The sequence below is a fragment of the Edaphosphingomonas haloaromaticamans genome (assembly GCF_001853345.1).
GTDB lineage: Bacteria > Pseudomonadota > Alphaproteobacteria > Sphingomonadales > Sphingomonadaceae > Sphingomonas_E > Sphingomonas_E fennica.
On the sequence record NZ_MIPT01000001.1, the window covers coordinates 3,502,691 to 3,527,450 of the forward strand.

The window sequence follows — 24,760 nt, forward strand, 5'->3', positions numbered from 1 at the left end:
TCCCGCAGCAGGGAGGGAGGCGGGGCGCATGACCCGCGAGGCCGATTTCATCGCCCGGCTGCGCGCGATCGCCACCCACCCCGCCGCGCGCGGGCTGGCGGACGACGCCGCCGTGCTGCCGCTTTCCGGCGAAATCGTGCTGACCCACGACATGCTGGTGGAAGGCGTGCACTTCCTGCCCACCGATCCGCCCGGCGACGTGGCGTGGAAGCTGGTGGCGGTGAATCTTTCGGATCTCGCCGCCAAGGGCGCCGCGCCGATCGGCGCGCTGATGGGATATGGCTTCACCGGCGATCCCGGCTGGGATGCGGCCTTTGCCGAGGGGCTGGCGCGGGCACTGACGACCTTCGGCCTGCCGCTGCTGGGTGGCGACACCGTGGCGATGCCGGCAACCGCACCGCGCACGCTGGGGCTGACCGCGATCGGCCAGGCCCCGGCATCGGGCGCACCATCCCGCGCGGGGGCGCGGCCCGGCGACCGGCTGTGGGTGACGGGCAGCGTGGGCGACGCCGGCATCGGCCTCGCCATCGCCCGGGGTGTCGCGAACGGCCCGGCGGCGCTGCTCGAACGCTATCGCCGACCCGTGCCCCGCCTCGGCCTCGGCGCGGCCCTCGCCCCGCTGGCGCATGCCATGGCCGACATGTCGGACGGGCTGCTGATCGACGCCGCCCGCATGGCTGCGGCCAGCGACGTCGCGATCGAGATCGCGCTGGAAGCCATCCCCCTCTCCCCCGCGCTGCGCGCCACCGCCGGCGATGGCCGCGAGGCCCGCATCGCCGCCGCATCAGCCGGCGACGATTACGAACTCCTGATCGCCGCCCCCATTGAGGCACAGGAAGCGATCCGGGCGGCAGCCGAGCAAGCCGGCCTGCCGATCAGCCCGGTCGGCACCTTCACCGCGGGCGCGGGTATCCGCCTGAACGATCGGGGCGAGCCACTGCCGCTGCCTGCCCGGCTGGGTTTCGAGCATGACGGGTAAGGAAGGATGGCCGCCCCTTCCGGCGACGTGCCTTTCCCACATATTCCGGTCGCCGGGCAAGCCGCATAGCGCACCGAACCCGACCTGTCAGCGCGGTCCGGCAGGCGGCCCCTTCCGCCCCGAAGCCGTCTTGGCGAACCATATCACGTGGCGCGGCCCCTTGCCGTTGCCGCGGGCGCGGACGACCACTTCGTCGACGGCGAAGCCTGCCTCCCCCAGCCGGCGGGTGAAGGCCTTGTCGGGTGCGGCGGACCATATCCCCAATATGCCGCCCGGCGCGAGCGCGGCCTTCGCGGCGGCCAGCCCCGGCATCGAATAGAGCCAGTCATTGCCCACCCGGCTGAGGCCATCGGGCCCGTTATCGACATCGAGCAGGATGGCATCCCACTTGCGGGGCGGATTGCGGATCAGCGCCGCGACATCGCCCTGGAACAGGCTGACGCGCGGATCATCCAGGCAGCCGGCGGCGAGATCGGCCATCGGCCCGCGCGCCCATTCGATGATTTCCGGCACCAGCTCCGCCACGGTGACGCGCGCGTCGCGGCCCAGCACCGCCAGCGCCGCCCGCAGGGTGAAGCCCATGCCATAGCCCCCGATCAGCAGGTTGGGCGCCGGCCTTTTGCCCAGCCGATCGCACGTCATCACCGCCAGCGCATCTTCCGATCCGCTCATCCGGCTGCTCATCAGTTCGTTGCGGTCGAGCACGATCATGAAATCGCCGCCGCGCCGGAACAGCCGCAACTGTTCGCCGCCCGGCACCATCGCCGTTCCGATAAGTNCGCGCTGCTGCATGTGCCTGCCTTCCGATTCGCGCCGTGCCGGCCCCGCATGGACGAGATCGCCCCCCGGCGAAACAGGCGCCGCGCGATTTCCCTTGCCCGGAAGCCACCCTCCACATTGCCCGGCCCGCCGACAGGCGATAGGCAGCGGGAATGACCGATGCCGATCCCGAACCGCCGACCGATAATGCCGGGGACCCGATAGCCGGCGTGGGCGATATCGTGGATCGCCTGCGCCACCCTATCGCCAATCCGGTCACCCGCGCGCGGCTGCGGGTGGAGCAGGAGGTGCCCGTCGCACGGCGCGGCCCCGGCTGGGACCGCCACTGGCGCGAGCTGGAAGCCTATGCGGAACCCACCGGCGAATGGCCGATGGCGAGGAAGGGCGCCGGCACCCCCGATTGAATCGGGGCGCGTTGCGCCGTCGCTTCCGACAGGCTCCGGCCCGCGATCGCCCTCGCCCCGGATTCGCGATCGCGGTCGGTTTCCCCGTTCGGCGAAGGGCCTGGACGGTGTATGAAACTCGCCGCGAGGGTGACGATCCCGGCGCCCCGCTAGCGAGGAGAATCCATCGTGGGCACGATCACTACCAGCGACGGCACCGAGATTTTCTACAAGGATTGGGGTTCGAAGGACGCGCAGCCGATCGTCTTCCATCACGGCTGGCCGCTGAGCGCCGACGACTGGGACAACCAGATGCTGTTCTTCCTCGGCCATGGCTATCGCGTGATCGCCCATGATCGGCGCGGCCATGGTCGGTCGACCCAGACCGATACCGGCAACGAGATGGATACCTATGCCGCCGACGTGATCGCGCTGGCCAAGGCGCTGGACCTGAAGAATGCCATCCATATCGGCCATTCTACCGGCGGGGGCGAGGTGGCGCGCTATGTCGCCCGCGCGGAACCGGGCCGCGTCGCCAAGGCGGTGCTGGTGGGCGCGGTGCCGCCGATCATGGTGAAGACCGATGCCAATCCCGGCGGCCTGCCCATCGAGGTCTTCGACGGCTTCCGCAAGGCGCTGGTCGACAATCGCGCGCAATTCTATGTCGATGTGCCGTCGGGCCCCTTCTACGGCTTCAACCGCCCCGGCGCGAAGGTGGATCAGGGCGTCATTTGGAACTGGTGGCGACAGGGCATGGCGGGCGGCGCCAAGGCCCATTATGATTGCATCAAGGCCTTTTCCGAGACTGACTTCACCGAGGACCTGAAGCAGATCGACGTGCCCGTGCTGGTGATGCACGGCACCGACGACCAGATCGTCCCTTATGCGGATGCCGGCCCGCTTTCGGCCAAGCTGCTGAAGAACGGCACGCTCAAATCCTATGATGGCTTGCCCCACGGCATGTGCACCACCCATGCCGACATCATCAATGCGGACCTGCTGGCCTTCGTCCGAAGCTGACCTGAAAGAGGCGTGGGTGTGGGGCAGGGGCGCCACCGCCCCGCCCTACAGCTTGCTCATCTGACATCGAGCCCCAGCTCGCCCAGAAGCTGCCCGGCCTGATCGCGCGAGATGGTGGCGCCCCGGAACAGGGCGGCATCGCCCAGCCGCAGTCCGCTTATGTCCGCCGCCCGCAGGTCGGCACCGGCGAAGCGCGATCCAGCCATGTTCGCCTCCCGCAGGCTGCAATCCTCGAACAGCGCATCACGGAAATCGCAGTTGCGCAGATCGGCCTGGGCGAGGTCCAGCTTGCGCAGCACCTGCCCCCGAAAGGAATGTCCCGCCAGCTTGGCGCCGATCAGCAGCGTTTCCTCGAAAGAAGCATCCACGCCCCGGATGTCGGACAGGTCGTCCCCCGTGAGCTTGCAGCCCCGGAAGGAAGCCGACGTCAGGTTCGACCGGCGGAACACGGCATTGTTGAAATCGCAGGATGCGAAGGCCGCCTCCGTCAGATCGGCGCCGGCGAACGTGGCGAAAGCGCCCCGGCAGGATTGCCAGCGCGTTCCTTCCAGAATGGCCGCGGCCAGATCGGCGCGGCGCAGGCTGCACCGTTCGAACACCCAGCCGGTGAAGTCGAGCTTGCCGAGCTCCGCCTCGTCCAGCACGCAATCGATAAGGTGGACAGGCGAGGAGCCGGCCGCCAGCTTCCCGATATCCGCGCCGGCGAGTTCGAGGCCGCTCAGCGTGCGTCGGGAGAAGAGATCATCGGCCATCCCCACCCCAATCCCCCGCGCGGCGCCCGGCGTCAACGAATGCGCAGCATGATTTCGGACTGGCAGAAGAAGGCGACGCAGCCCTTCACTTCCAGCGTATTGGGGTCCTTGAGCGTCAGATAGCCGGTCTTGGTGCCCCAGCCGCTTTCGGGATCATAGAGCGAGCCGCCCTTATATTGGGTGGGGCCGCCGGTGAAGCCGTCGAACACGCGCAGGCCCTTCACCGGGCGGGTGCGCAGCGCCTTGTCGCCATTCTTGACGTCGCGCAGGTCGGGATTGGCGCGGAGCGTCGGACCGTCGAGGATGCGGCCGCAGACCGCCGGGCCGCAATTGTAAAGCTCGATGGTGCCGCCGCGATCCTGCGAGCGCCAGAGGCCCAGCACCGAGGCTGGCGCGGTTGCCTCGGCAGCATGAACGCCCACTGGCGGCAGAATCGCCAGCAGCGCCGCCGCCGACAGGCGCCCGCCTGCCCCGCACCCGACCCGCCGGAAGCCGGAAAGCAATGGGTTGATCTCAGCGATCCTCATCACGACTCTCCTTGTTTTTCATATGTTTGATTGCAAAAGCGCCGAACGGCGCGCGCCATCGGCCCGCGCGTCTCGACAAGCCCGGCAGGCCATTCTAATATCTTTTTCGAAATGCTTTCGTAAATAGGATTTTATGGCCAACAGAGGCTGGAATGCGAAGTGGCTCAACAAATCGTCCGGCAGCGTTGGGCGTCCGCGGAGCGTATCGCGCGAACAGGTGATCGCCGCGGCGGTCGAGATCGGTCTCCACCATTTCAGCATGGCGCGGGTGGCCGAGCATCTCGGCGTCAGCATATCGACGCTCTATCAATATGTTGACAATCGGGACGAGCTGCTGAGGCTGGCGATCGACCATCAGCTCTCGGTGGTCGACCTGCCCGGCGACCGGGAGCAGCACTGGGCCGACTATCTCATCGAATATGCCACCAGCCTGCGCGACGTGCTGGCCAGCGAACCGCACCTCATCCTGCAGGTGATGGACGGCGGCGGCGGCATCGAGCGCGAGCTGGCGCTGACCGAACGTTTCGTCGCGGTGCTGGTCGCGCGCGGATTCACCGTCGCGGAGGCGGTGGCGACCTGGCGCAGCGTCGGCGCGGTCACCCTGGGCGGCGCGATCACCCTCTGCCGCGATCGCGCGGCGGCCGCGCGCGACGGATCGAGCAGCCGGATGCTGCAGCAGGCCTTCACCCATTTCGACGACGACGCCCTGCCGCTGATGCGCGAGGGGGTGGAAGCCTATGCCACCCCGATGGACATGGTGGAGGAACTGCTGCGCCCGGTGATCGAGGATATCGCCCGCAAGCGCGGCGAGACGCTGGTCTGGGCGGAGCGGAAGATCCCCGCCCCGACGGCCGCGACGGACGAGGACCAGCCGGCGCGGAACGCCGCGCGGCGGCGGGCACCGGCGAAGGGACGGCCGAAATCGGCCAAGGCGAAAGCCTGAATCACCAATTTCCGAAATGATATCGGAAACCCTCTTGCCAAAGGCGCAGGCATCGGGAAGGATCGCGACGGGGCGGGCCGGATTGCCCCCGGGGGAAGAGGCGATCCGGCCATGATCCAGCGTGCGCGTAAACTTGCATCACCAGAAAACTCCCGGCGATCAGGGGGTTCGGCGTAACGGGTTCATGCGGAAGCGCTGCCTTTCCGCACAGGAAAAACAAAATGGGCAGCGGCACCTCCGGCCTCCATGCGGGGCCGGGAAGCGCCGGAGGAGAGGCGGCCATGGCAGCGCGCGGCGAAAGCCGGGAGGAGGAGTCCGTCGTCCATGAGGCCCTGGCGGCGCGCTATCGCCGGCCGCTGGTGCAATGGTTCCGCAAGCGCGGGCTGGATCACGAAGCCGCCGAGGATTGCGCGCAGGAAAGTTTCGCCCGCCTTTACGGCAGCAGCACCGCCAACGTGCAGAATCCCGACGCCTATCTCTTCCGGGTGGCAAGCTCGGTCCTCGCCGATCGGCGGCGGCGCGCACGCGTCCGCCAGGAGGACCGGCACCTGCCGATCGACGATTTCGACGCGCCGAGTGAGGAGCCCACGCCCGCGCGCGTCTTTGAAGACAGGGAGGCGCTCGCCCGGCTGTCGGCGGCGCTTGCCGAACTGCCGGCGCGGACGCGGGAGATGTTTTTGCTGAACCGGCTCGATCGGGCGAGCTATAGCGAGATCGCGGCCCGGTTTGGCATATCGGTGAGCGCGGTCGAAAAGCATATGATGAAGGTCATCGCCCATTTGCATGCGAGATTCGGGCAAAATGGCTGAATCGGGGAACAGGAACGGGCAATCGCTGACCGCCGCGCGCGCCGCGCGCTGGGTTGCGCGCATGGGTTCCGATCAGCGCACGCCGGGCGATCAGGCCGCGCTGGACGCATGGCTGGCCCAGGACGAGACCCATCGCCGGGCCTATGCCGAACAGCAGCAGCTGTGGGATGCGGTGGGCACCCTGGCCGGCGATCCGGCGGCGCGGGCGGCCCTGCAGGAAGGCGCCCTGCAAGGTTCGCACGAAGACGAGGCCCGCCTCCCGCAGCGACGGCGCTTCATCGGCTATGGGCTGGCGGCGGCAGCGGCGGCCTGCCTGGCCGTGGTGATCGGCGCACCGATGCTGGGCGAGCGGACGGAAAGCTATGCCACCGCCCCCGGCGAGCAGCGCAGCGTCACGCTGGCAGACGGATCGGTGGTGACCCTGGATACAGACAGCGCGATCGAAGCCCGGCTGACCGACGGGGAACGGCGGCTGACCTTGATATCCGGCCAGGCGTTCTTCGAGGTCGCCAAGGATGCCGCCCGCCCCTTCCGCGTCTTTGCCGGCCGGAACGAAGTTCGCGCGCTGGGCACCGCCTTCAGCGTGCGGCAGGAGGGGACGGAAACCCGCATCTTCCTGGCGCAGGGAAAAGTAACCGTCCGCAAGCCCGGCCTGCCCGTCGTCCAGATGGAACCGGGCGAGCAGGCGCGATTGACGCCGGCCGCCGCCGTCGCGGTCGGCAAGGTCGATCCCGAGCGCGCGCAGGCCTGGCGGTTTGGGCGGCTGATGTTCGACGCCACCCCGCTGGCGACGGCCGTTGCCGAGATCAACCGTTACGGCGCCCGCAAGGTCGTGCTGGCCGATCCCGCGCTGGGCCGGATGAAGATTTCCGGCGTTTTCCACACCCGCCAGCCAGAGGCGTTCGCCGAGACCGTCGCCGCCATCTTCCCGGTCAGGCTTTCCCATTCGGGCGCGGACACCATCATCCTTTCGCCGGCCGGCTGAACCCCGCCCGTCTCCCCTTCCCCCGCGTCGGCGCGACCGGCCTGCTCCGCAGCGAAAATCCGGCCTTCTTGCGCGCAAAGCATGTTCCGGCCTGAGGTATTCGCTCACAGCTGCGTCCCAGCAATGGTGCGAGGGCCGCTTCGCTCTCGCCTCCTCTCCATACTGCCCGGGCCTCCCCCACGGAGGCCCGGGGCCTTCCGGCCGTGGGATATTCGACTAGCCCTAAGAATATTTTTCAAGACGATTGAGGTATCCGCCCGGCGTTGCGTCCCTGAGACTGCGAACGATCGAAACCGGCGGAAGCAATGCCGGAATAAAATGAGGGGGATATCAATGTTCCGAAATCGAGGTGCCGCGTTCCGATTGGCGTTGATGGCGGGTGCCGCCCTGTGCGCATCGGTTCCATTGCAATATGCTTCGGCCGCCGACCTGCGCGATTATGCGATCGCCGCCCAGGGCCTCGGCGGCGCGATCCGCAAGTTCGCGCTGGAAACCGGACGCGACATTGCCTTCGATCCGGCGATCGTGGCCGGCAAGAAGAGCCGCGGGCTATCGGGCAAGCGATCGGAAGAAGATGCGCTGCGCGCGCTGCTGGAAGGGACCGGCCTGCGCTATATCCGCACCGCGACCGGCTATGCCATCGTCGCCAGCCCGGAAGGCGCGACGGGCGCCGCCACCCCCGCGGAATCGCTCGACATCGTGGTGACGGCGCAGAAGCGTGAGGAGCGGATGCAGGACGTGCCGATCGCGATCACCGCGATCACCGGCAAGATGCTCGACCGCCAGAAGATCGAAAGCGGCGGCGATCTGATGCGGACCGCGCCCAACCTGAACTTCTCGAAAAGCTTTTCGAGCATGTACAATATCGGCATTCGCGGCATCGGCACCAAGGCGCTGAACTCGTCGAGCGATCCGGGCGTGGCGGTGAGCTACAACAATACGCCGCTGATCCGGAATCGCCTGTTCGAGCAGGAATTCTTCGACACCTCCCGGCTGGAGGTGCTGCGCGGCCCGCAGGGCACGCTCTACGGCCGCAACGCCACCGGCGGCGTGGTCAACATCTTCCCCGCGCTGCCCACCGGTGAGTTTGAGGGCGAACTGAAGGGCGAGGTGGGAAACTATGAGACCCGCCGGGTGAGCGGGATGCTCAATATCCCGCTGACCGATACGTTCTCGATCCGCGGCGCGGGCGCCTACACCAAGCGCGAGGGTTTCGATTATAACGAGTTCACCCGCAACCGGGTGAACGGGCGCGATCTCTGGTCGACGCGCCTTTCCGCGCAATGGGAGCCCAGCGATCGCTTCAAGGCGAACGTCATCTGGGAACATTTCAACGAGGATGACGACCGCTCCCGCACCGGCAAGGCACTGTGCACCACCGACCCAGGCCCGGAAATGGTGGGCAACACTATTGTTCCGGAAAGCATTCGAGGCCGTCTGAGCCAAGGCTGCCTGCCAAAATCATTATATACCGATGCCGCTTTCGGGGTTCCGAACGCGGGAAGCCTATCCTTCATCTTGGTGGGCCAGGATCTGGGATTGGGCTTTGCTCCGGGAGCGCCCGGAGACCCTTTTGCCGGCCCACAGGTCGGCTTCATAAAAGCCGGCGATCCCTATGAGGGCATAACGCAATCACGCGACCCGCGCAGAATAGCGACAGCGGTTGATCCGGTTTTTCGGGCCAAGAACGATATCGTGCAACTGAACATGGAACTGGAGATGCAAGATGGGCTGAAGCTCGTCTCACAAAGCGCCTACAGCCGAGACCGCTGGTATTCTTCCCAGGATTATAATCGTTTTGTCTCCAATCCGCTGTTCAATGCGTCCGATGGAATCGTCAATATCTTCAATATTCCCTTCGAGGGTCCAACGCCCCTGCCAGGCGGCGTCTATACCGACCCTCAGCTCGGCCCTTCGGATCGCATGTTGACGATGGACCTCAATCGCACCCGAACCAGGCAATGGACGCAGGAGCTGCGACTGCAATCGGATTGGACTGGACCGGTCAACATTAACATCGGCGCCAATTATCTCGACTTCAAAACGCAAGACGATTATTATGCATTCAGCAATTTATTCAATCTTCTCGCACAATATTCCTATAACAAGAATAGCTTTACCGACTATGAAACGCCACCCAGAATAACCCTGTATGATTGCCCGCTAGGAAACAGCAATCCCGATTGCGTAGGACGCCCCTACGTCGACACTAATCCTCTAGGCCAATTGGATGACAACGGACATAATTATTTCCTCAGCCGCAACAATGTCAGGACAAAATCCTGGGCCTTGTTTGGCGAGACATATTGGCAGGCGGCAGATCAACTGAAGGTAACGCTTGGGCTCCGCTATACCGAGGACAGGAAAACCGCTTCCCAGATTCCAAGCCAGCTACTCCTGAGCAGCTCGATCCCGACGGGAGGCAAGGTGGACAGCGGATATCCGGCGTTAGAGGATATCAAGCAAAATTGGGGGAAATTCACGGGACGGATCGTCGCAGACTGGAAACCCGACATCAGTTTCACCGACGACACGTTGATTTATGCATCCGCATCACGTGGATACAAAGCGGGCGGAGCCAATCCCCCTCGCGTGGATTTCAATCCGATTGTCGTCCAATATCTGCCGCTGCCGGATCGATTCAAACCGGAATATGTCAACGCCTTTGAAATCGGCACGAAGAATAGCTTCGACGGCGGCAAGATTACGTTCAACGCAACCGCATTTTACTATGACTATAAGGATTACCAAGTCTCCCAGGTCACCGATCGCATCACGCAAACCGAAAACTTCGGCGCCAAAAGCTGGGGCCTTGAACTGGAAACCGTTTGGCGTTCTTCCCGTGCCTTTCGGCTGAATGCGAATCTGGGCTACCTCGATACCAGCCTCAAGAAAGGCGCGAAATCTATCGACGTCATGAACCGCACCCAGGGCAATGACGATTGGGTGGTCCTGCGCCCATGGCTGCAGGTTCCATCCAACTGCGTCGCCCCCCGCGAGCATGTGGAAGCTGTTATAAATTCACCATATTTCTCGTTTTTAGGACCTATAGCATTGGCATCCCTTTGCCCGGGATCGACGGGAATCGCGCATTACAACCCAGACATTCCTTCAAATGGCAGCCTTCAGCTTTGGCAGCTATTCGGGTTCGCCTATGATCCGCTGGCAGAAGCTCCAAATGCCGGCCGTGGCTTTGATGCCGATCTGGAAGGCAATGAATTACCGAATTCCCCTCATCTGACCTTCAACGTTGGCGCGGAATATACTTTCTTCCTGGACAGCGATGATTGGGAACTGACGTTCCGGGGAGATTATTATCGCCAGAGCAAAAGCTATGCCCGCGTCTACAACACGGAATTCGATCGCCTGAAGAGCTGGGGCAATCTGAACCTGTCTGTCACCTTCGCGCGGCCAAAGGACGATCTCGCTTTTCAGTTCTACGTGAAGAACGTGCTCAACGATCAACCGATAACGGATGTATTCCTGAGCGCGGACGATATCGGCTTGCCGGCCAACACGTTCTACGCCGATCCGCGCATCATCGGGTTCAACGTTTCCAAGAGGTTCTGAGGCACCGGCATCTGGAGCAGTTTGCGGTCATCGTGACCCGGATCACAGCGCGCCGCCGGCCGCCGTTTACCATGATCCGCGTCCCTCGCACGCGGCGAAGGATCGGGGCGACGGCCACCCACGTCGCCCCGCCCGCCCCTTGCTCCCGCTCCCGGCACGAGAAGCGCCTTTCCCAAACCCTGCATCCGTCAGCGTCCGCCATTGGCCGGACCGGATTTTCGCGCTAGCGATGGGCGCATGGGGGGTATCGACATCGCCGTGGCCGGCTGTGGGCCGGCGGGGCTGGCCGCGGCGCTGCTGCTGCGGCGCGACGGCCATCGGGTGACGCTGTTCGACCGGTTCGAGGCGCCTCGCCCGATCGGATCGGGCCTGATGATCCAGCCGACCGGCCTTGCCGTGCTGGAACGGATGGGCCTCGCCGATGCAGCCATCCAAAACGGCGCGCGGATCGACAGGCTGACGGGACAGGCGGGCCCCAGGGGCTCGATCGTGCTCGACGTCCATTATGCCGCGCTCGGGCGGAAAGCCGCTTTCGGGATCGGCATCCACCGCGCGCGCCTGTTCGCGCTGCTCCACGATGCGGTGACGGCGGCCGGCATACCGATCGCGACCGGACGGACCATAGCCGGAAGCGATCTGGGCACGGCCGGGCGCCGCCGTCTCCGCTTCTCCGGGGGTGATGCAGCCGGCCCCTTCGATCTGGTTGTCGATGCGCTGGGAACGCGGACCCCGCTCGCCCCGCCGACCGGGCGGGCGCTGGCTTATGGCGCCTTGTGGGCCAGCCTCGATTGGCCGGACGCGCCGGATTTCGACGAGACGGCGCTCGAACAGCGCTATCGCCGGGCGAGCATGATGGTCGGCGTGCTCCCGATCGGCACGCCGCCCGATGCCCGACGCGCGCAGGCCGCCTTCTTCTGGTCGCTGCGCGCCGATCGGCTGGAGGCATGGCGCGACGCCGGGCTGGATGCCTGGAAGGCCGAGGTTCTGGCGCTCTGGCCGGCCTGCGCGCGCCTGCTCGATCAGATCGTCGATCCCGACCAGCTTACCTTCGCGCATTATGCCCATCGGACGCTGCGACACCCGGCCGAACCCGCGCTGATCCATATCGGCGACGCCTGGCATTCGGCGAGCCCGCAACTGGGCCAGGGCGCCAACATGGCGCTGCTCGATGCCTGGGCGCTCGCGAAGGGGCTCCGCGAAACCGCGGACGTTGCGGAAGGCATTGCCCGCGCGGTCGAGCGGCGGCGGCGGCACGTGCATCTCTACCAACGGCTCACCGCGCTGTTCACGCCGGTCTACCAATCCGACAGCCATATGCTGCCTTTCATCCGCGACCGGCTCGTCGGACCGCTGTCCAGGCTATGGCCCGCAACCTGGATACAGGCCGCGATGGTCAGCGGCTTGATCGGCGATCCGCTGCGGCCGCTTGGCCTCGACGGGCCGGCCGCCCCGTCGCATCGCACGCCGCTCCGCGAAGCCGCCTGAGCGGGACACCCCCGGACGCGCGGCTCCTCGCCGTTCATCTCCCCATTGCGTTCAGCCGAGTTCCTGGGCGAGTCCGACGAGAAGCTCCTCCGGCCCGCGAATGTAGCAGAGGCGATAGGCGTCTTCATACCGGACGACTTCGCCCACGAGTTGCGCGCCGCGCGTGCGGAGCCTTTCGAGCGTCTCGTCAATGTCGTCCACGGCGGACATGACGCGGAGATAGCCCAGGGCGTTGACCGGCGCGCTCCGGTGATCCGCGACGACAGGCGGCGCGAGAAAGCGGGAGAGCTCGAGCCGGCCGTGGCCGTCCGGTGCGCGCATCATCGCGATCTCGACATGCTGGTCGCCCAGTCCGGTGACACGCCCGGCCTATTCTCCTGCGATCGTGGCCCGCCCTTCGAGCTCGAGGCCGAGTTCGCGAAGGAAATCAATCGCTCCGTCGAGATCTTCGACGACGATTCCCGAGATGATGGCATGTGGACGTGCGTTCATGTCCACAATTCTGCGAGATCCGCGCCGTAGGGGTGGAAGCCAATGCGCTGCGCTATTGCGATCCCGGCGCGATAGCAGAATCGTTGATCCGGCCAACAGCCGCGGCAAGCGATCTGCCGCCAACGCCGGATAATCAAAGGCTTTAAGGTGGTGCCGCTTACAGGACTCGAACCTGTGACCCTCGCATTACGAATGCGATGCTCTACCAGCTGAGCTAAAGCGGCGCAGCAGGTGGGCGGCCCTCTACCAGCGCCTATCGGGCCTGACAAGCGCGTTCCTTCGCTTTGTCGGCGGCGGCAATGATTTACCGAAATTAAACCACAACCGCGCCATGTGCCGGGTTCAGGCATTCCCGGTTGGGGCGACGAATCATGGAAAGCATGCGGCCGATCGAGGGGGAGGCGGCGATGGAGGCGGCCGAGGCCGATGCCGGCATGGATGCCCCGCCCGCGATCGGCGCGGACGAGCGGCGCATGCATGTGCGCGCCTATAATTACTGGGTATCGCTGCTGGCCGGCCGGCCCTTCCCCGCCATCCAGGATCTGACGCCCTCGGAAATCGCCGATTTCGGCCCGCACAGCGTGCTGCTCGATTTCAGCGGCGATCCCGAAAATCCGGCGATCGTATTCCTCGGCCATGCGCTGCGGGCGGAAAGCGGCCACGACGCCGATCTCGCCACCATCGCGGAGGTACCGGGCGGAACGCTGCTGTCGCGGCTGACCGATCATTATCTGGAGATCATCGCCAACCGCGCCCCGATCGGCTTCGAGGCGGAATTCACCAGCCGGGGCGGCACGAACACGCTCTATCGCGGCATATTGATGCCTTTCTCCTCCGGCGGCGACAGCATCGATTTCGTCTATGGCGTGATCAACTGGAAGGAAGTGGCGAGCGTGGAGCAATCCGCCCTGCTGGCCGAGGAGATGGCGCGCGCGATGTTCGCGGCGCCGGGCGCCGCCGCGGCCTGGGCCGATGGCCCCAACGCCGCGTCCCCCTTCCCCATCGCCGACGACGATGCCGATGGCGACTGGTTCGATGCCGCGCCGGGACGGGACGGCTATGATCCCACCGCCGATATCGGCCTGGCCGACCGGCTGGCGCTGGCACGGGAGACGGCGGACGCGGTGCGATCCGCCCGCGCCCGCACGCGCGCGGCGCTCTATCGCGCGCTGGGCCTCGCCTACGACTTCGCATTGGTCGCCGAGGCGCGGCCGGAGGAATATGCCGAGCTGCTCGCCGATTGCGGGATGAAGGCGCAGGCCCGCGCGCCGATGACCCCGGTGGTGAAGCTCGTCTTCGGCGTCGATTACGACAAGACCCGCCTTACCGAATTCGCGGCCGCCCTTTCCCATGCGCGGCGCACCGGCATCGCGCTCGGCGGGCTGCACGCGGCGCTGGAGGCGCATGAGGGCGGGCTGAAGGGCATGGTCGCGGCCGAACGCGCCGCCCGCCGGCCGGCCGCGCTGCCCCCCAGGGCCGATCCGCGCGCCGCCCTGCGCGCCGTTGCCGCCGCCGCGCGCGTGCGGCTGGAAGGCGATGCGTCCGCCACGGCAGGCGAGGAATATCTGCTGCTGGTCGGCCGGCGCGAGGCGGACGGATCGGTGGCGATCCTCCAGCCCGCCGCCCAGGACGGCAAGCTGCTGGAACGGGTGCTGCGCCACGCCGCACGCTGATCGCCGATTCGTTTTCCCATCTGTAATAATATTACCGGAAAGCCGGGAAGGCCGACGCCCCCGGCTCGCTTCATTGCCGCTTCCCGCCCGCGAATTGCGCGGATTCCTCGCGCCTTGCCCCGGCCGACGGGGGGGAGCATATGACCCTTTGGAATAGCCAGAAGCGGCGATCCCCAGCCGCTGCCGAGGAGCGGAATATGCCGGCCACGAGCCAAGCGCCTGCCGATAACGTCAATGATTCCATTGCCATCGCCCTGTCCCAGGCGCTGATGCGCGGCGCCCTGCCGGGCGAGACCAACGATCTTGGCGAGGAGGCGCTGGCGGCCGCCGGCACCTTCGTGGCGCAGGCCGCGGCCGAGCGCGCGCACGGCCACCCCGCCATCCGCCTGGAATCGGCCGGCGGCGAGGAAGGCCGGCGGCGGATGCGGCTGGCGGTGATCAACGACGACATGCCCTTCCTGGTGGATTCGGTGGCCGGCGCGGTCGGCGCGCACGGGCTCGCCATCCACCGCCTGCTCCACCCGATCCTTTCGGTGCGCCGCGACGGCGAGGGCAAGCTGACCGCCATCCTGCCGGACGACGCCAGCGGCGAACGCCGCGAATCGATGATCTATATGGAGATCGAGCGCGCCGACGCCCGCACCCGCCGGGCGCTGGCGGAGGAGATCGAGGCGGTGCTGGCCGACGTGCGCGCCGCCGTGGGCGATTGGCCGCGCCTGCAGATCGCGCTGCGCGAGGATGCCGAACGCCTGCCCGACGGCGAGGGCGCGGCGCTGATGCGCTGGTTCGGCGATCGCCATTTCACCCTGCTGGGCCACCGCATCGAATTGCCGGACGGCACCCATCGCGACGGCCTGGGCATCCTTGCCAACCCGGCGCATGAGGTGTGGAGCGCCGAGGCGCTGCAATCCGCGCTCGGCCATTTCCGCAAGGGCGGCGATGCCCCGCTGATCCTGAAGGCCGATCGCATCGCCACCGTCCACCGGCGCGTGCCGATGGACCTGCTGGCCCTGCCCCGCCGGGTGGACGGCACGATCGAGGGCGTCTCGCTCCACGCCGGCCTCTGGACCAGCGCGGCGCTGCGCGCGCCTTCGGACAAGGTGCCGATCCTGCGCGCCCGGCTGAACGCGCTGGACGAGAAATATGCCTTCGATCCGCTCAGCCATGCCGGCAAGGCGCTGCGCCACGCCCTTTCCTCGCTGCCGCACGACATATTGGTGGCGGTGAGCGCGGCGGGGCTGGAGGAGCTGGCGCTGACCGCCATGTCGCTGGCCGATCGCCCGCGCCCGAAGCTGGTGCTCGCCCCCTCGGCGCTGGAACGCCACCTTTTCGCCTTCGTCTGGCTGCCGCGCGATGAGCTTTCCACCGGGCGGCGCACCGCGATCGGCCGGATGATCGAGGAACAGGCCGGCGCCACCATATCGAGCTGGGCGATCGAGCTGGGCGACGGCGAGCTCGCCTTCATCCGCTACACGCTGGATCTGAAGCCGGGCGCACCGCTGCCCGATGCCCGCGCGCTCGACGCGCGGCTGGAAAATATGGTGCGCGGCTGGGACCCGGCGGTGGAAGCCGCGCTGGCCGAGCAGGTCGGCGCCTCCCAGGCCACCCGCCTGGTCCTCTCCTTCGGCGCCGCCTTCCCGCAATCCTATCGCAGCCGCTATCCGGCGGAGGAGGCCGGGCGCGACATGTTGCGCCTGCGCGCGCTGGACACGCCGGAACAGCGCGGCGCCCGGCTCTACCGCCTGCCGACCGACGGCGCGCGCCAGCTCCGCCTCAAGACCTACCGGCNCGGCGGCCTGATCCCGCTTTCGGATGCGGTGCCGGTGCTGGAGGCGTTCGGTTTCCGCGTGCTGGAAGAAAATCCCACCCCGCTCGACGGCGGCAAGCTCGGCTATATCCACGAATATCTGCTCGAGCTGGACGAGGCGATCGACGCGGATGCGGTGATGATCCGCGCCGAGGTGGCCGAGCAGGCGATCGCGGCCGTGCTGGAAGGCCATGCGGAAAATGACAGCTTCAACCAGCTGATCATCGCCGTCGGCCTCGATCCGCAGGCGGTGGTGCTGTTCCGCGCCTGGTTCCGCTACCTGCGCCAGACGGGCCTGTCCTACGGGCTCGACACGGTGGCGCTGGCGCTGCGCAAGGCGCCGGTGGCGGCGCGGCGGATCATCGACCTGTTCTGCGCGCTCCACGATCCGAAGCATGCCGGCGCCAAGGAGGCCCAGGCCGCCGAGGAGGCGATCGACGCGGCCCTCGCCAATGTCGCCGCGATCGACGACGATCGCATCCTGCGCCGCATCCGCGCGCTGGTGCAGGCGACGCTGCGCACCAACGCCTTCGCCCCCGGCGGGCGCGAGGCGCTGGCCTTCAAGCTGGACAGCGCGGCCATTCCCGGCCTGCCGGCGCCGCGCCCCTGGCGCGAGATCTGGGTCTACAGCCCCCGCGTGGAGGGCATCCACCTGCGCGGCGGGCCGATCGCGCGCGGCGGGCTGCGCTGGTCCGACCGGCGCGACGATTTCCGCACCGAAATCCTGGGCCTGATGAAGGCGCAGCTCGTGAAGAACGCGGTGATCGTGCCGACGGGCGCCAAGGGCGGCTTCTATCCGAAGCAGCTCCCCTCGCCCGCGCTCAACCGCGATGCGTGGCTGGCGGAAGGCACCGAAAGCTACCGCATCTTCATCCGCGCGCTGCTTTCCGTCACCGACAATATCGTCGAGGACAAGGTGGTCAATCCCGAAAAGGTGGTCGTCCGCGACGGAGATGATCCCTATTTCGTGGTCGCGGCGGACAAGGGCACGGCCAGCTTCTCCGACGTCGCCAACGCCATCGCGCTGGAACATAAATTCTGGCTGGGCGATGCCTTCGCCTCGGGCGGCAGCCAGGGCTACGACCATAAGGGCATGGGCATCACCGCGCGCGGCGCCTGGGTTTCGGTGCAGCGCCATTTCCTGGAAATGGGCGTGGACGTGCAGACCCAGCCGGTCACGGTGGCGGGTTGCGGCGACATGTCCGGCGACGTGTTCGGCAACGGCATGCTGCTGTCGAAGGCGCTGAAGCTGGTCGCCGCCTTCGATCATCGCCACATCTTCCTCGATCCCGATCCCGATCCGGCGGCAAGCTGGGAGGAACGCGCGCGCATGTTCGCGCTGCCGCGCTCGTCCTGGGCGGATTATGATGCCAAGCTGATCTCCAAGGGGGGCGGCATCTTCCCGCGCACGCAGAAGGAGATTCCGGTTTCGCAGGAGGCGGCTGTCGTGCTCGGCATCGCGGCCGGCACCTACGATCCCTCCACGCTGATCGCGGCGATCCTGAAGAGCCCGGTCGACCTTCTGTGGTTCGGCGGCATCGGCACCTACATCAAGGCCCGCGACGAGAATAACGCCGAGGTGGGCGATCCCGCCAACGACGCGCACCGCGTGAACGGCGAGGACCTGCGCTGCAAGGCGGTGGGCGAAGGCGCCAATCTGGGCGTCACCCAGGCGGGCCGCATCGCCTTCTCGCTGAAGGGCGGGCGGATCAACACCGACTTCATCGACAATTCGGCCGGCGTCGATTGTTCGGACAATGAGGTCAACATCAAGATCCCGCTCAACCGCGAGATGATGGAAGGCCGGCTGGGCTTCGAGGATCGCAACGCCTTCCTCGCCAGCATGACCGACGATGTCGCGGCACTGGTGCTGGAGGACAACCGGCTGCAGACGCTGGGCCTCTCGCTCGCCGAACGCGGCGGCGCGGGCGCGCTGCCGGCGCAGGTTCGCGTGATCGAGATCATGGAGGCGGCCGGCCGCATCGACCGCGCGGTCGAGGGGCTGGAAAGCTCGGACGAGCTGCTCCGCCGCGCCCAGGACCAGCGCGGCCTCACCCGGCCGGAGCTGGCGATCCTGCTGAGCCACGGCAAGCTGGCGCTGCAGGCCGCGATCGAACAGACCGACCTTGCCGACGATCGCATGCTCGACCCCCTGCTGCACGCCGCCTTCCCGCAGGCGATGCAGGATCGCTTCGGCGAGGCGATCGACCGGCACCGGCTGCGCGGCGCGATCATCGCCACCAAGATGGCGAACCGTGTCGTCAACCGGCTGGGCCTGGTCGCCCCGTTCGAGCTGGCGGAGGAGGAAGGGATCAGCCTGGCGCATGTCGCCTCGGCCTATTTCGCCGCCGACGCCATGTTCGGGCTGGAGGCGATCTACGAGGCGATCGAGCAGGCGGCGATTTCCGAGGACGCCCGTTTCCAGCTGCTGGAGGCGACATCCGCCGCCGCCCGCCTGCATATCGCCGATCTGATCCGGGCCGGCGGCATGCAAATGAAGGCCAGCGAGATCGCGGAGAAGTTCGGCGACGGCGTGCGCAGGCTCGATGCCGCGGCCGAGATGCTGCTGCGCCAGGAAGCCCGCGTGCAGGCCGATGCGCTGCGCGATCGCCTGCTCGCCACCGGCGCGGACGAGACGCTGGTGAAGCGGATCGTACGGCTGGACGAGCTGGACGGTGCCGTCGGCACCGCCGGCCTCGCCCAGGCGCTCGGCGTGGACGAGGTGGCCGCCACCACCGCTTATGTGCGGCTGGGCGAGGTGCTGGGGCTCGACTGGGCGAAGGCGGCGGCGATCCGCTTCGTCTCGTCCGATCCGTGGGAACGCCTGCTCGTCGCCGGCCTCGCCCGCGATTTCGAGCAGCTTCGCCTCGATTTCCTCAACCGTGCTGGCGGCAAGGAGCCGGCGGCGGCGGTCGAGACGTGGCTCAAGACGCATGAGCCGCGCGTCGCCCAGTTCCGCTCGCTGGTCGATCGCGCGCGCACCGCGCCGGCGCCCACCGCCGCGATGCTGGCCCAGATCGCCAGCCAGGCGCGCGGCCTGCTGGGCCGCTGATCGCGACATATCTTCCCCCTCCCCGCCGGGAGGGGGAAGAACATGCGATCCATTCGCAAAATCTCGTTGTTAACGCGAATCGTTCGCGTTATGCGGGCCGGGCATGCAGGAATATCCACCCGCCGCCCGAACGCCCTTGAAGGGGGAAAAGCCCGTGGCCCAGCCACGTCGCGGCCGCAGCGCGCGCACCTTCTGGCTGAAGCAGCTCCACACCTGGCACTGGGTCAGTTCCGCGCTCTGCCTGATCGGGCTGCTGCTGTTCACGATCACCGGCATCACGCTGAACCACGCGGCCGAGATCGAGGCCCAGCCCGTCACCGCCGAACGATCCGCCCAACTGCCCGCAAACCTGCTTTCCGCCATCGCGCCCGATGACGCCGCCGACGCGAAGAAGCCCCTGCCCGCCCCCATCGCCCAATGGCTGGGCGCGGAGCTGAAGGTCCCGGCGGGCGGCATCGCCGAATGGTCGGCGGACGAGATCTACCTCGCTTTGCCGCGTCCCGGCGGCGACGGCTGGGTATCGATCGACCGCACGACCGGCGCCGTCACCGCCGAGGAGACGAGCCGCGGCTGGATCGCCTGGCTCAACGATCTCCACAAGGGCCGCAATGCCGGCGGCACGTGGAAATGGTTCATCGACATCTTCGCCGGGGCCTGCCTGGTCTTCTCCATCACCGGCCTGTTCCTCCTCCAGCTCCATGCGTCCAAGCGGCCGAGCACTTGGCCGATCGTCGGCGCGGGTCTGGTCATCCCGGCGATCCTCGCCCTCTATTTCATCCACTGAGGTCCATGATGCGCACCACCACCCTCAGCCTCGCGGCCACTGCCACCCTCGCCACCCCGGCCGCCGCCGCCGGGATCGACGTGACCGTCGACATCCCCCAGCTCAAGGTCGCCGAATATCACCGGCCCTATGTGGCGATGTGGATCGAGCCGGTGGGCCAGCCCGCCGCCCACACCATCGCCGTTTGGTATGATGACGACATGAAGGCCAACGAAGGCACCAAATGGCTGCGCGACATGCGCACATGGTGGCGCAAGTCCGGCCGGACGATGACCTTCCCGGCCGCCGGCATCAGCGGCGCCACCCGCGCGCCCGGCCCGCAGAAGATCAGCTTCACCGCCGGCAAGGGCGGACTGCCCAACCTCGCCCCCGGCCAATATGTGCTGTTCGTCGAGGCCGCCCGCGAGGTTGGCGGGCGCGAGGTCGTGCAGCTTCCCTTCTCCTGGCCCGCCAAGCCCGGCCAGAGCGCCCGCGCCGCCGGCTCGACCGAGCTTGGCCAGGTCGTCGCCACCTTCAAGCCCTGATCCGCGAAACGAGAGGACCCGCCCGATGCGCCTTCGCCTGACCCGCCTGCTGATCGCCACTGCCGCCCTCGGCCTGGCCGCCACCGCCGCCACCGCGCACCGCCAGTGGATGGTGCCTTCCGCCACCGTGCTTTCGGGCGACGACGTGTGGGTGACGGTGGATGCCGCCGTCTCCAACGACCTCTTTTATTTCGAGCATCAGCCGCTGCGGCTCGACAATATCAAGGCCTGGGCGCCGGACGGCAGCGAGGTGAAGATCGAGAATGGCTCCACCGGCCGCTATCGCAGCACCTTCGACGTGCACCTGACGCAGAAGGGCACCTACAAGATCGCCAATTCCGGCGGCGGCATCATGGGCAGCTACAAGCTGAACGGCGAGGAGAAGCGCCTGCCGCGCGGCGCCACGGCCGATCAGGTCGCCGGCCTGATCCCCGCCGGCGCCACCGACGTGAAGCTGAGCGAGGGCTGGAACCGCAACGAGATATTCGTCACGTCGGGCGAGCCCACCGATACCGTGCTCAAGCCCACCGGCAAGGGGCTGGAACTGGTGCCCGTCACCCACCCCAATGATCTCGTCGTGGGCGAACAGGCCACCTTCCGCTTCGTGATCGACGGCAAGCCCGCCGCCAACCTCAAGGTGGCGGTGATCCCCGGCGGCATCCGCTATCGCAACAGCCTGAACGAGGTGGAATATACCACCGACGCCAAGGGCGAGGTGAAGATCGACTGGAAGGAGCCGGGCATGTACTGGCTCAACGCCACCGCCACCGACGACAAGGCCAGCGTGCCGGGCGCGGCCCAGCGCCGGCTGGGCTACATCACCACCCTGGAAGTGCTGGCGCCGTAAAGGCGGCGCTTCCGCTTTCCCCGGCCCCCGCCAGCCATACCCGCATCGTCGCTCCCGCGCAGGCGGGAGCAAGCGGCGCGATGAAGCCGCCAGCTCCCGACACAATGGATCCCCGCCTGCGCGGGGATGACGATGGGTGCGGGTGGCGGGGCGCGGGTTCCCGCACGGGGCGTCGGCCGGTGGCACGCGCCCGTCGGGCCGCACACTCCTCAGTCCGTCGCGCGGCCCTCGCTGTCGAAGCGGGCGCCGGCCGGCACCTCCACCACGGGCGGGGCGATGCCTTCGGCCATGGCGCGATCGATGTTGAAGACGAAGGCGATGATCGTCGCGACCGCAAGATAGAGATCGTCGCGGATCTGCTGGTTGGCGCGCGACGTGTAATAGATGGCGCGGGCGAGCAGCGGATAGCTCAGCATCGGCACCGCATTTTCGCGGGCCAGGTCGCGGATCGCGTCCGCCGTGGCGCCCCGGCCCTTGGCCACCACCACCGGCGCGGCATCGAAGCCGGGGCGATAGCGCAGCGCCACCGCGAAATGGGTCGGGTTGGTCAGCACCACCGTCGCCTCGGCCACCGCCTTGCGGCCCGATGCGCTCATCTGGTGCTGCTTGCGGCGGATGGTGGCCTTCAGCTCGGGCGAACCCTCGCTCTCGCGATGCTCGCGCTTCACTTCGTCCTTGGTCATGCGCAGGCGCTGGCCGCGCTGGATGATCTGGGCGGGGATATCGATGCCGGCGATCGCCACCAGCGCCAGCGCCATCACCAGCACCGCCATCACGAAGCTGCCGCCCACCTCGCCGATCGCATGGCGGATATCCTGCCCGCCCAGCCCCGCTATGCCCCGCGCCTGATGCGAGAGCAGCCACCAGCCGACGCCGCCCAGCAGCGCCACCTTGGCGAGCGACTTGCCCAGCTCCACCAGCCCCTGCAGGCCGAAGATGCGCTTCACGCCGTTGAGCGGGTTGAGCTTGTCGCCCTTGAACGCCACCGCCCCCCAGCGGAAGCCCAGCGAGCCGAGCGCGGCCGGCGTGCCGATCGCCGCCAGCAGGGTGAGGCCGAACAAAGCGGCCAGCGGCAAGGCCACCATGACGAGCAGGGTCAGGATTGCGCGGCCCGGATCGAAATCGGCGACCGCGCCGTGATCGAAGCTGAGCGCCGCGCGCAGCATATCCTCCAGCGCGCCGACCGCCCACGGCCCCGCCAGCGCCAGCCAGCCGGCCCCGGCCAGCACCACTAGCGCGGTGCCCAGCTCGCGGGACTGGAGGACATCGCCTTTCTCGACCGCTTCGCGCTTGCGCTTCTCGGTCGGGGCCTCCGTCTTCTGGTCCTTGTCCGCGCCTTCCGCCAAGCCGTCCGCTCCCCCCACGATCGTGATGGAAAGCAGTGTGCCAACAAGGTTAACAGTCCGTTAGGCCGCATCGGGAACCGATATGCGACGGCCCTGTTCTACCCGCCCCGCGCCAGTTGCCCGGCCATTTCCAGCCCGCGCTGGATGGCGCCCAGCACCGCATCCGCCATCACGGGCGCGGCGATGGCCAGCAGGATCAGGCCGGCGAGAAGGGCGGCGGGCAGGCCGACCGCGAACAGGTTCATCGCCGGGGCCGAGCGGGAGAGCATGCCCATCACGATCTGGACGAGGATGATGGCGAAGGCGACGGGCAGCGCGATCGCCACGCCGGCGGCGAAGACGATGCCGCCGAAATCCACCAGGCCCTTGATGCTTTCCGCCCCCAGCCACGCCTGCCCCGGCGGCAGCGCGACATAGCTTTCGAACACCAGCCCCGCGAGCGCGAGGTGGCCGCCGATCGACAGGAACAGGAAGGTGCCGAGGATCGACAGGAACTGGCCGATCGCCGGGCTCGACTGGCCGGATTGCGGATCGACCATGCCGGCGAAGCCCAGCCCCATCGCATTGCCGATCACCTCGCCCGCCAGCAGCGCGGCCGAAAAGCCGATCTGCACGGCGAAGCCCAAAGCAAGGCCCGCCAGCACCTCGCCCGCAATCAGGGCGAAGCCTTCCAGCGAGACGATGCCGCCATCGGGCAACGCGAAGGGCACGGCGGCCGTGGCCGGGATGCCGACGGCCAGCGCGATGATCAGCCGGAGCTGCACCGGCACCTGCGGGCTGCCGAACACCGGCGCCGCCACGAAGGCCGCGCCCGGCCGGATCATCGCCAGCATCCACAGCCAGAGCTGCGCCTCCACCCCGGCAAAGCCGGCGGGGATCATCGCATCAGATCCGGGATGCGGGCAAAGATATCGCGGGTGAAATCGGCGACCAGCAGCATGATCGCCCCGCCGAAGATGGCGAGCGCCAGGCCGACGATGATGAGCTTGGGCACGAAGCTCAGCGTCTGTTCGTTGATCGAGGTCGCCGCCTGCACCATGCCCAGGATCAGGCCGGCCGCCAGCGCCGGGATCAGGATCGGCGCGGCCGCCAGCGCCAGCACCCACAGCGCCTGCTGGGCGACGCCGATGAAATAATCGGCATCGGCGATCATGTCGCGAACGATCCCGCCAGCGATCCCATGGTCAGCGCCCAGCCATCGACCATCACGAACAGCAGGAGCTTGAACGGCATCGAGACGATCGACGGCGACAACATCATCATGCCCAGCGCCATCAGGGTGGAGGCCACCACCAGATCGATGATGAGGAAGGGCAGGAAGATCAGGAAGCCGATCTGGAAGGCCGTCTTCAGCTCGCTGGTGACGAAGGAGGGCAGCAGGATCGAGAAGGGGATTTCCGCGGTGCTGACGAAGGGCGGCACCTTGGCGAGATCGGCGAACAGCTTGAGATCGGTTTCCCGCGTCTGCTTCACCATGAAACCGTGGAGCGCCGTGCCCGATCGCTTGATCGCATCCTCGATGCCGATCTGGCCCGCGCCGTAGGGCGTGTAGGCGCTGGTGTTGATCTCCGCGATCACGGGCCGCATCACGAACAGCGACAGGAAGAGCGCGAGGCCCACCAGCACCTGGTTGGGCGGCGTCTGCTGCAGGCCCAGCGCCTGGCGCAGGATCGACAGCACGATGATGATGCGGGTGAAGCTCGTCATCATCAGCACCAGCGACGGCAGCACCGTCAGCAGGCTCATCAGGACGAGGATCTGGAGCGACAGCGAAAGCGGGCGCCCGTCGCCGGAGATGGTGGTGAGCGCGCGATCGAGCGCGCCGGGGCCGGCCGGCGGCGGCACGGGCGCCGCCTGCGCGAAGGCCGGATGCGTCCACAGCAGCATCGCCAGCAAGGCGATCACTGCGAGGACGAGCCAGCGCCTTATGCTTCCGCCGTCATGCNGAACCCGTTTCAGCATCCCTCGCTCCCCGAGAGCGATGGCGCCTGCGGCGCGGTGG

At 67.4% G+C, this 24,760-nt stretch carries 22 protein-coding genes and 1 tRNA gene; 13 read left to right on the forward strand and 10 right to left on the reverse strand.

The window, feature by feature from the left end; genetic code table 11:
- Positions 1–28: 28 nt before the first annotated feature.
- Entirely contained in the window at positions 29–979 is a 951-nt protein-coding gene (gene thiL / locus BHE75_RS16230) for a thiamine-phosphate kinase (protein ID WP_070934477.1), read from the forward strand.
- 87 nt (positions 980–1,066) lie between these two features.
- On the opposite strand, the gene BHE75_RS16235 is transcribed toward thiL, so the two are convergent.
- Positions 1,067–1,771: a spermidine synthase gene (locus BHE75_RS16235; protein WP_070934478.1), complete on the reverse strand. Its 705-nt coding sequence runs from the start codon at positions 1,769–1,771 to the stop codon at positions 1,067–1,069.
- Between the two features lie 140 nt (positions 1,772–1,911).
- Here BHE75_RS16235 and BHE75_RS16240 point away from each other — a divergent pair, with 140 nt between their 5' ends.
- Entirely contained in the window at positions 1,912–2,163 is a 252-nt protein-coding gene (locus BHE75_RS16240; RefSeq protein ID WP_191225209.1) for a hypothetical protein, read from the forward strand.
- 168 nt (positions 2,164–2,331) lie between these two features.
- Positions 2,332–3,162: an alpha/beta fold hydrolase gene (locus BHE75_RS16245; RefSeq protein WP_070934479.1), complete on the forward strand. Its 831-nt coding sequence runs from the start codon at positions 2,332–2,334 to the stop codon at positions 3,160–3,162.
- Between the two features lie 56 nt (positions 3,163–3,218).
- On the opposite strand, the gene BHE75_RS16250 is transcribed toward BHE75_RS16245, so the two are convergent.
- Both BHE75_RS16250 and BHE75_RS16255 read right to left on the reverse strand, forming a co-directional pair.
- Positions 3,219–3,914 (reverse strand): pentapeptide repeat-containing protein, encoded by a 696-nt coding sequence (locus BHE75_RS16250; RefSeq protein WP_070934480.1) that lies wholly within the window; start codon positions 3,912–3,914, stop codon positions 3,219–3,221.
- Positions 3,915–3,946: 32 nt separating this feature from the next.
- The gene (locus tag BHE75_RS16255) at positions 3,947–4,441 is read right to left on the reverse strand and encodes a DUF2147 domain-containing protein (protein ID WP_254684470.1); all 495 of its coding nucleotides are present in this window, start codon (positions 4,439–4,441) and stop codon (positions 3,947–3,949) included.
- Positions 4,442–4,574: 133 nt separating this feature from the next.
- On the opposite strand from BHE75_RS16255, the gene BHE75_RS16260 reads away from it, so the two are divergent.
- The 5 genes from BHE75_RS16260 (at position 4,575) to BHE75_RS16280 (ending at position 12,233) form a co-directional block, all read left to right on the forward strand.
- Positions 4,575–5,384, forward strand: a complete 810-nt coding sequence (locus tag BHE75_RS16260) for a TetR family transcriptional regulator (protein ID WP_070934481.1) — start codon at positions 4,575–4,577, stop codon at positions 5,382–5,384.
- A gap of 281 nt (positions 5,385–5,665) precedes the next feature.
- Positions 5,666–6,193 (forward strand): RNA polymerase sigma factor, encoded by a 528-nt coding sequence (locus tag BHE75_RS16265; RefSeq protein ID WP_015457895.1) that lies wholly within the window; start codon positions 5,666–5,668, stop codon positions 6,191–6,193.
- Positions 6,186–7,178, forward strand: a complete 993-nt coding sequence (locus BHE75_RS16270) for a FecR family protein (protein WP_070934482.1) — start codon at positions 6,186–6,188, stop codon at positions 7,176–7,178. Before BHE75_RS16265 ends, BHE75_RS16270 begins: the two co-directional genes overlap by 8 nt.
- Before the next feature lie 372 nt (positions 7,179–7,550).
- Complete coding sequence (locus tag BHE75_RS16275; protein ID WP_254684471.1) at positions 7,551–10,748, forward strand: TonB-dependent receptor domain-containing protein; 3,198 nt, start codon at positions 7,551–7,553, stop codon at positions 10,746–10,748.
- Between the two features lie 237 nt (positions 10,749–10,985).
- Positions 10,986–12,233 carry an FAD-dependent oxidoreductase gene (locus tag BHE75_RS16280; protein WP_070934484.1) on the forward strand — a complete coding sequence of 416 codons (1,248 nt, stop codon included), beginning with the start codon at positions 10,986–10,988 and terminating at the stop codon, positions 12,231–12,233.
- Between the two features lie 51 nt (positions 12,234–12,284).
- On the opposite strand, the gene BHE75_RS24755 is transcribed toward BHE75_RS16280, so the two are convergent.
- The 3 genes from BHE75_RS24755 to BHE75_RS16290 form a co-directional block, all read right to left on the reverse strand.
- Positions 12,285–12,557 carry a hypothetical protein gene (locus BHE75_RS24755; protein ID WP_217494731.1) on the reverse strand — a complete coding sequence of 91 codons (273 nt, stop codon included), beginning with the start codon at positions 12,555–12,557 and terminating at the stop codon, positions 12,285–12,287.
- A gap of 45 nt (positions 12,558–12,602) precedes the next feature.
- Positions 12,603–12,725, reverse strand: coding sequence for a hypothetical protein (locus tag BHE75_RS25235; RefSeq protein WP_302622710.1), 123 nt, complete (start codon positions 12,723–12,725; stop codon positions 12,603–12,605).
- 148 nt (positions 12,726–12,873) lie between these two features.
- Positions 12,874–12,949: transfer RNA gene (locus BHE75_RS16290), tRNA-Thr, on the reverse strand.
- 147 nt (positions 12,950–13,096) lie between these two features.
- On the opposite strand from BHE75_RS16290, the gene BHE75_RS16295 reads away from it, so the two are divergent.
- From BHE75_RS16295 to BHE75_RS16315, 5 genes are all read left to right on the forward strand, one after another.
- Positions 13,097–14,398, forward strand: a complete 1,302-nt coding sequence (locus BHE75_RS16295; RefSeq protein WP_070934485.1) for a PAS domain-containing protein — start codon at positions 13,097–13,099, stop codon at positions 14,396–14,398.
- 197 nt (positions 14,399–14,595) lie between these two features.
- Positions 14,596–19,257 (forward strand): NAD-glutamate dehydrogenase, encoded by a 4,662-nt coding sequence (locus BHE75_RS16300; protein ID WP_070934486.1) that lies wholly within the window; start codon positions 14,596–14,598, stop codon positions 19,255–19,257.
- 103 nt (positions 19,258–19,360) lie between these two features.
- The gene (locus BHE75_RS16305; RefSeq protein ID WP_070934487.1) at positions 19,361–20,041 is read left to right on the forward strand and encodes a PepSY-associated TM helix domain-containing protein; all 681 of its coding nucleotides are present in this window, start codon (positions 19,361–19,363) and stop codon (positions 20,039–20,041) included.
- 5 nt (positions 20,042–20,046) lie between these two features.
- Complete coding sequence (locus tag BHE75_RS16310; RefSeq protein ID WP_070934488.1) at positions 20,047–20,565, forward strand: DUF2271 domain-containing protein; 519 nt, start codon at positions 20,047–20,049, stop codon at positions 20,563–20,565.
- 25 nt (positions 20,566–20,590) lie between these two features.
- Complete coding sequence (locus BHE75_RS16315) at positions 20,591–21,412, forward strand: DUF4198 domain-containing protein (protein WP_070934489.1); 822 nt, start codon at positions 20,591–20,593, stop codon at positions 21,410–21,412.
- Between the two features lie 209 nt (positions 21,413–21,621).
- Here the strand turns inward: BHE75_RS16315 and BHE75_RS16320 are convergent, their stop codons facing one another.
- From BHE75_RS16320 to fliP, 4 genes are all read right to left on the reverse strand, one after another.
- Positions 21,622–22,758 (reverse strand): EscU/YscU/HrcU family type III secretion system export apparatus switch protein, encoded by a 1,137-nt coding sequence (locus BHE75_RS16320; RefSeq protein WP_015457914.1) that lies wholly within the window; start codon positions 22,756–22,758, stop codon positions 21,622–21,624.
- A 98-nt stretch (positions 22,759–22,856) separates the two neighbouring features.
- Positions 22,857–23,639 (reverse strand): flagellar biosynthetic protein FliR, encoded by a 783-nt coding sequence (fliR, locus tag BHE75_RS16325; RefSeq protein ID WP_015457915.1) that lies wholly within the window; start codon positions 23,637–23,639, stop codon positions 22,857–22,859.
- The gene (locus BHE75_RS16330) at positions 23,636–23,908 is read right to left on the reverse strand and encodes a flagellar biosynthetic protein FliQ (protein WP_041865189.1); all 273 of its coding nucleotides are present in this window, start codon (positions 23,906–23,908) and stop codon (positions 23,636–23,638) included. The genes fliR and BHE75_RS16330 overlap by 4 nt, the downstream gene beginning before the upstream one ends.
- Positions 23,908–24,645: a flagellar type III secretion system pore protein FliP gene (gene fliP, locus BHE75_RS16335; protein WP_191225253.1), complete on the reverse strand. Its 738-nt coding sequence runs from the start codon at positions 24,643–24,645 to the stop codon at positions 23,908–23,910. The genes BHE75_RS16330 and fliP overlap by 1 nt, the downstream gene beginning before the upstream one ends.
- Positions 24,646–24,760: the final 115 nt, after the last annotated feature.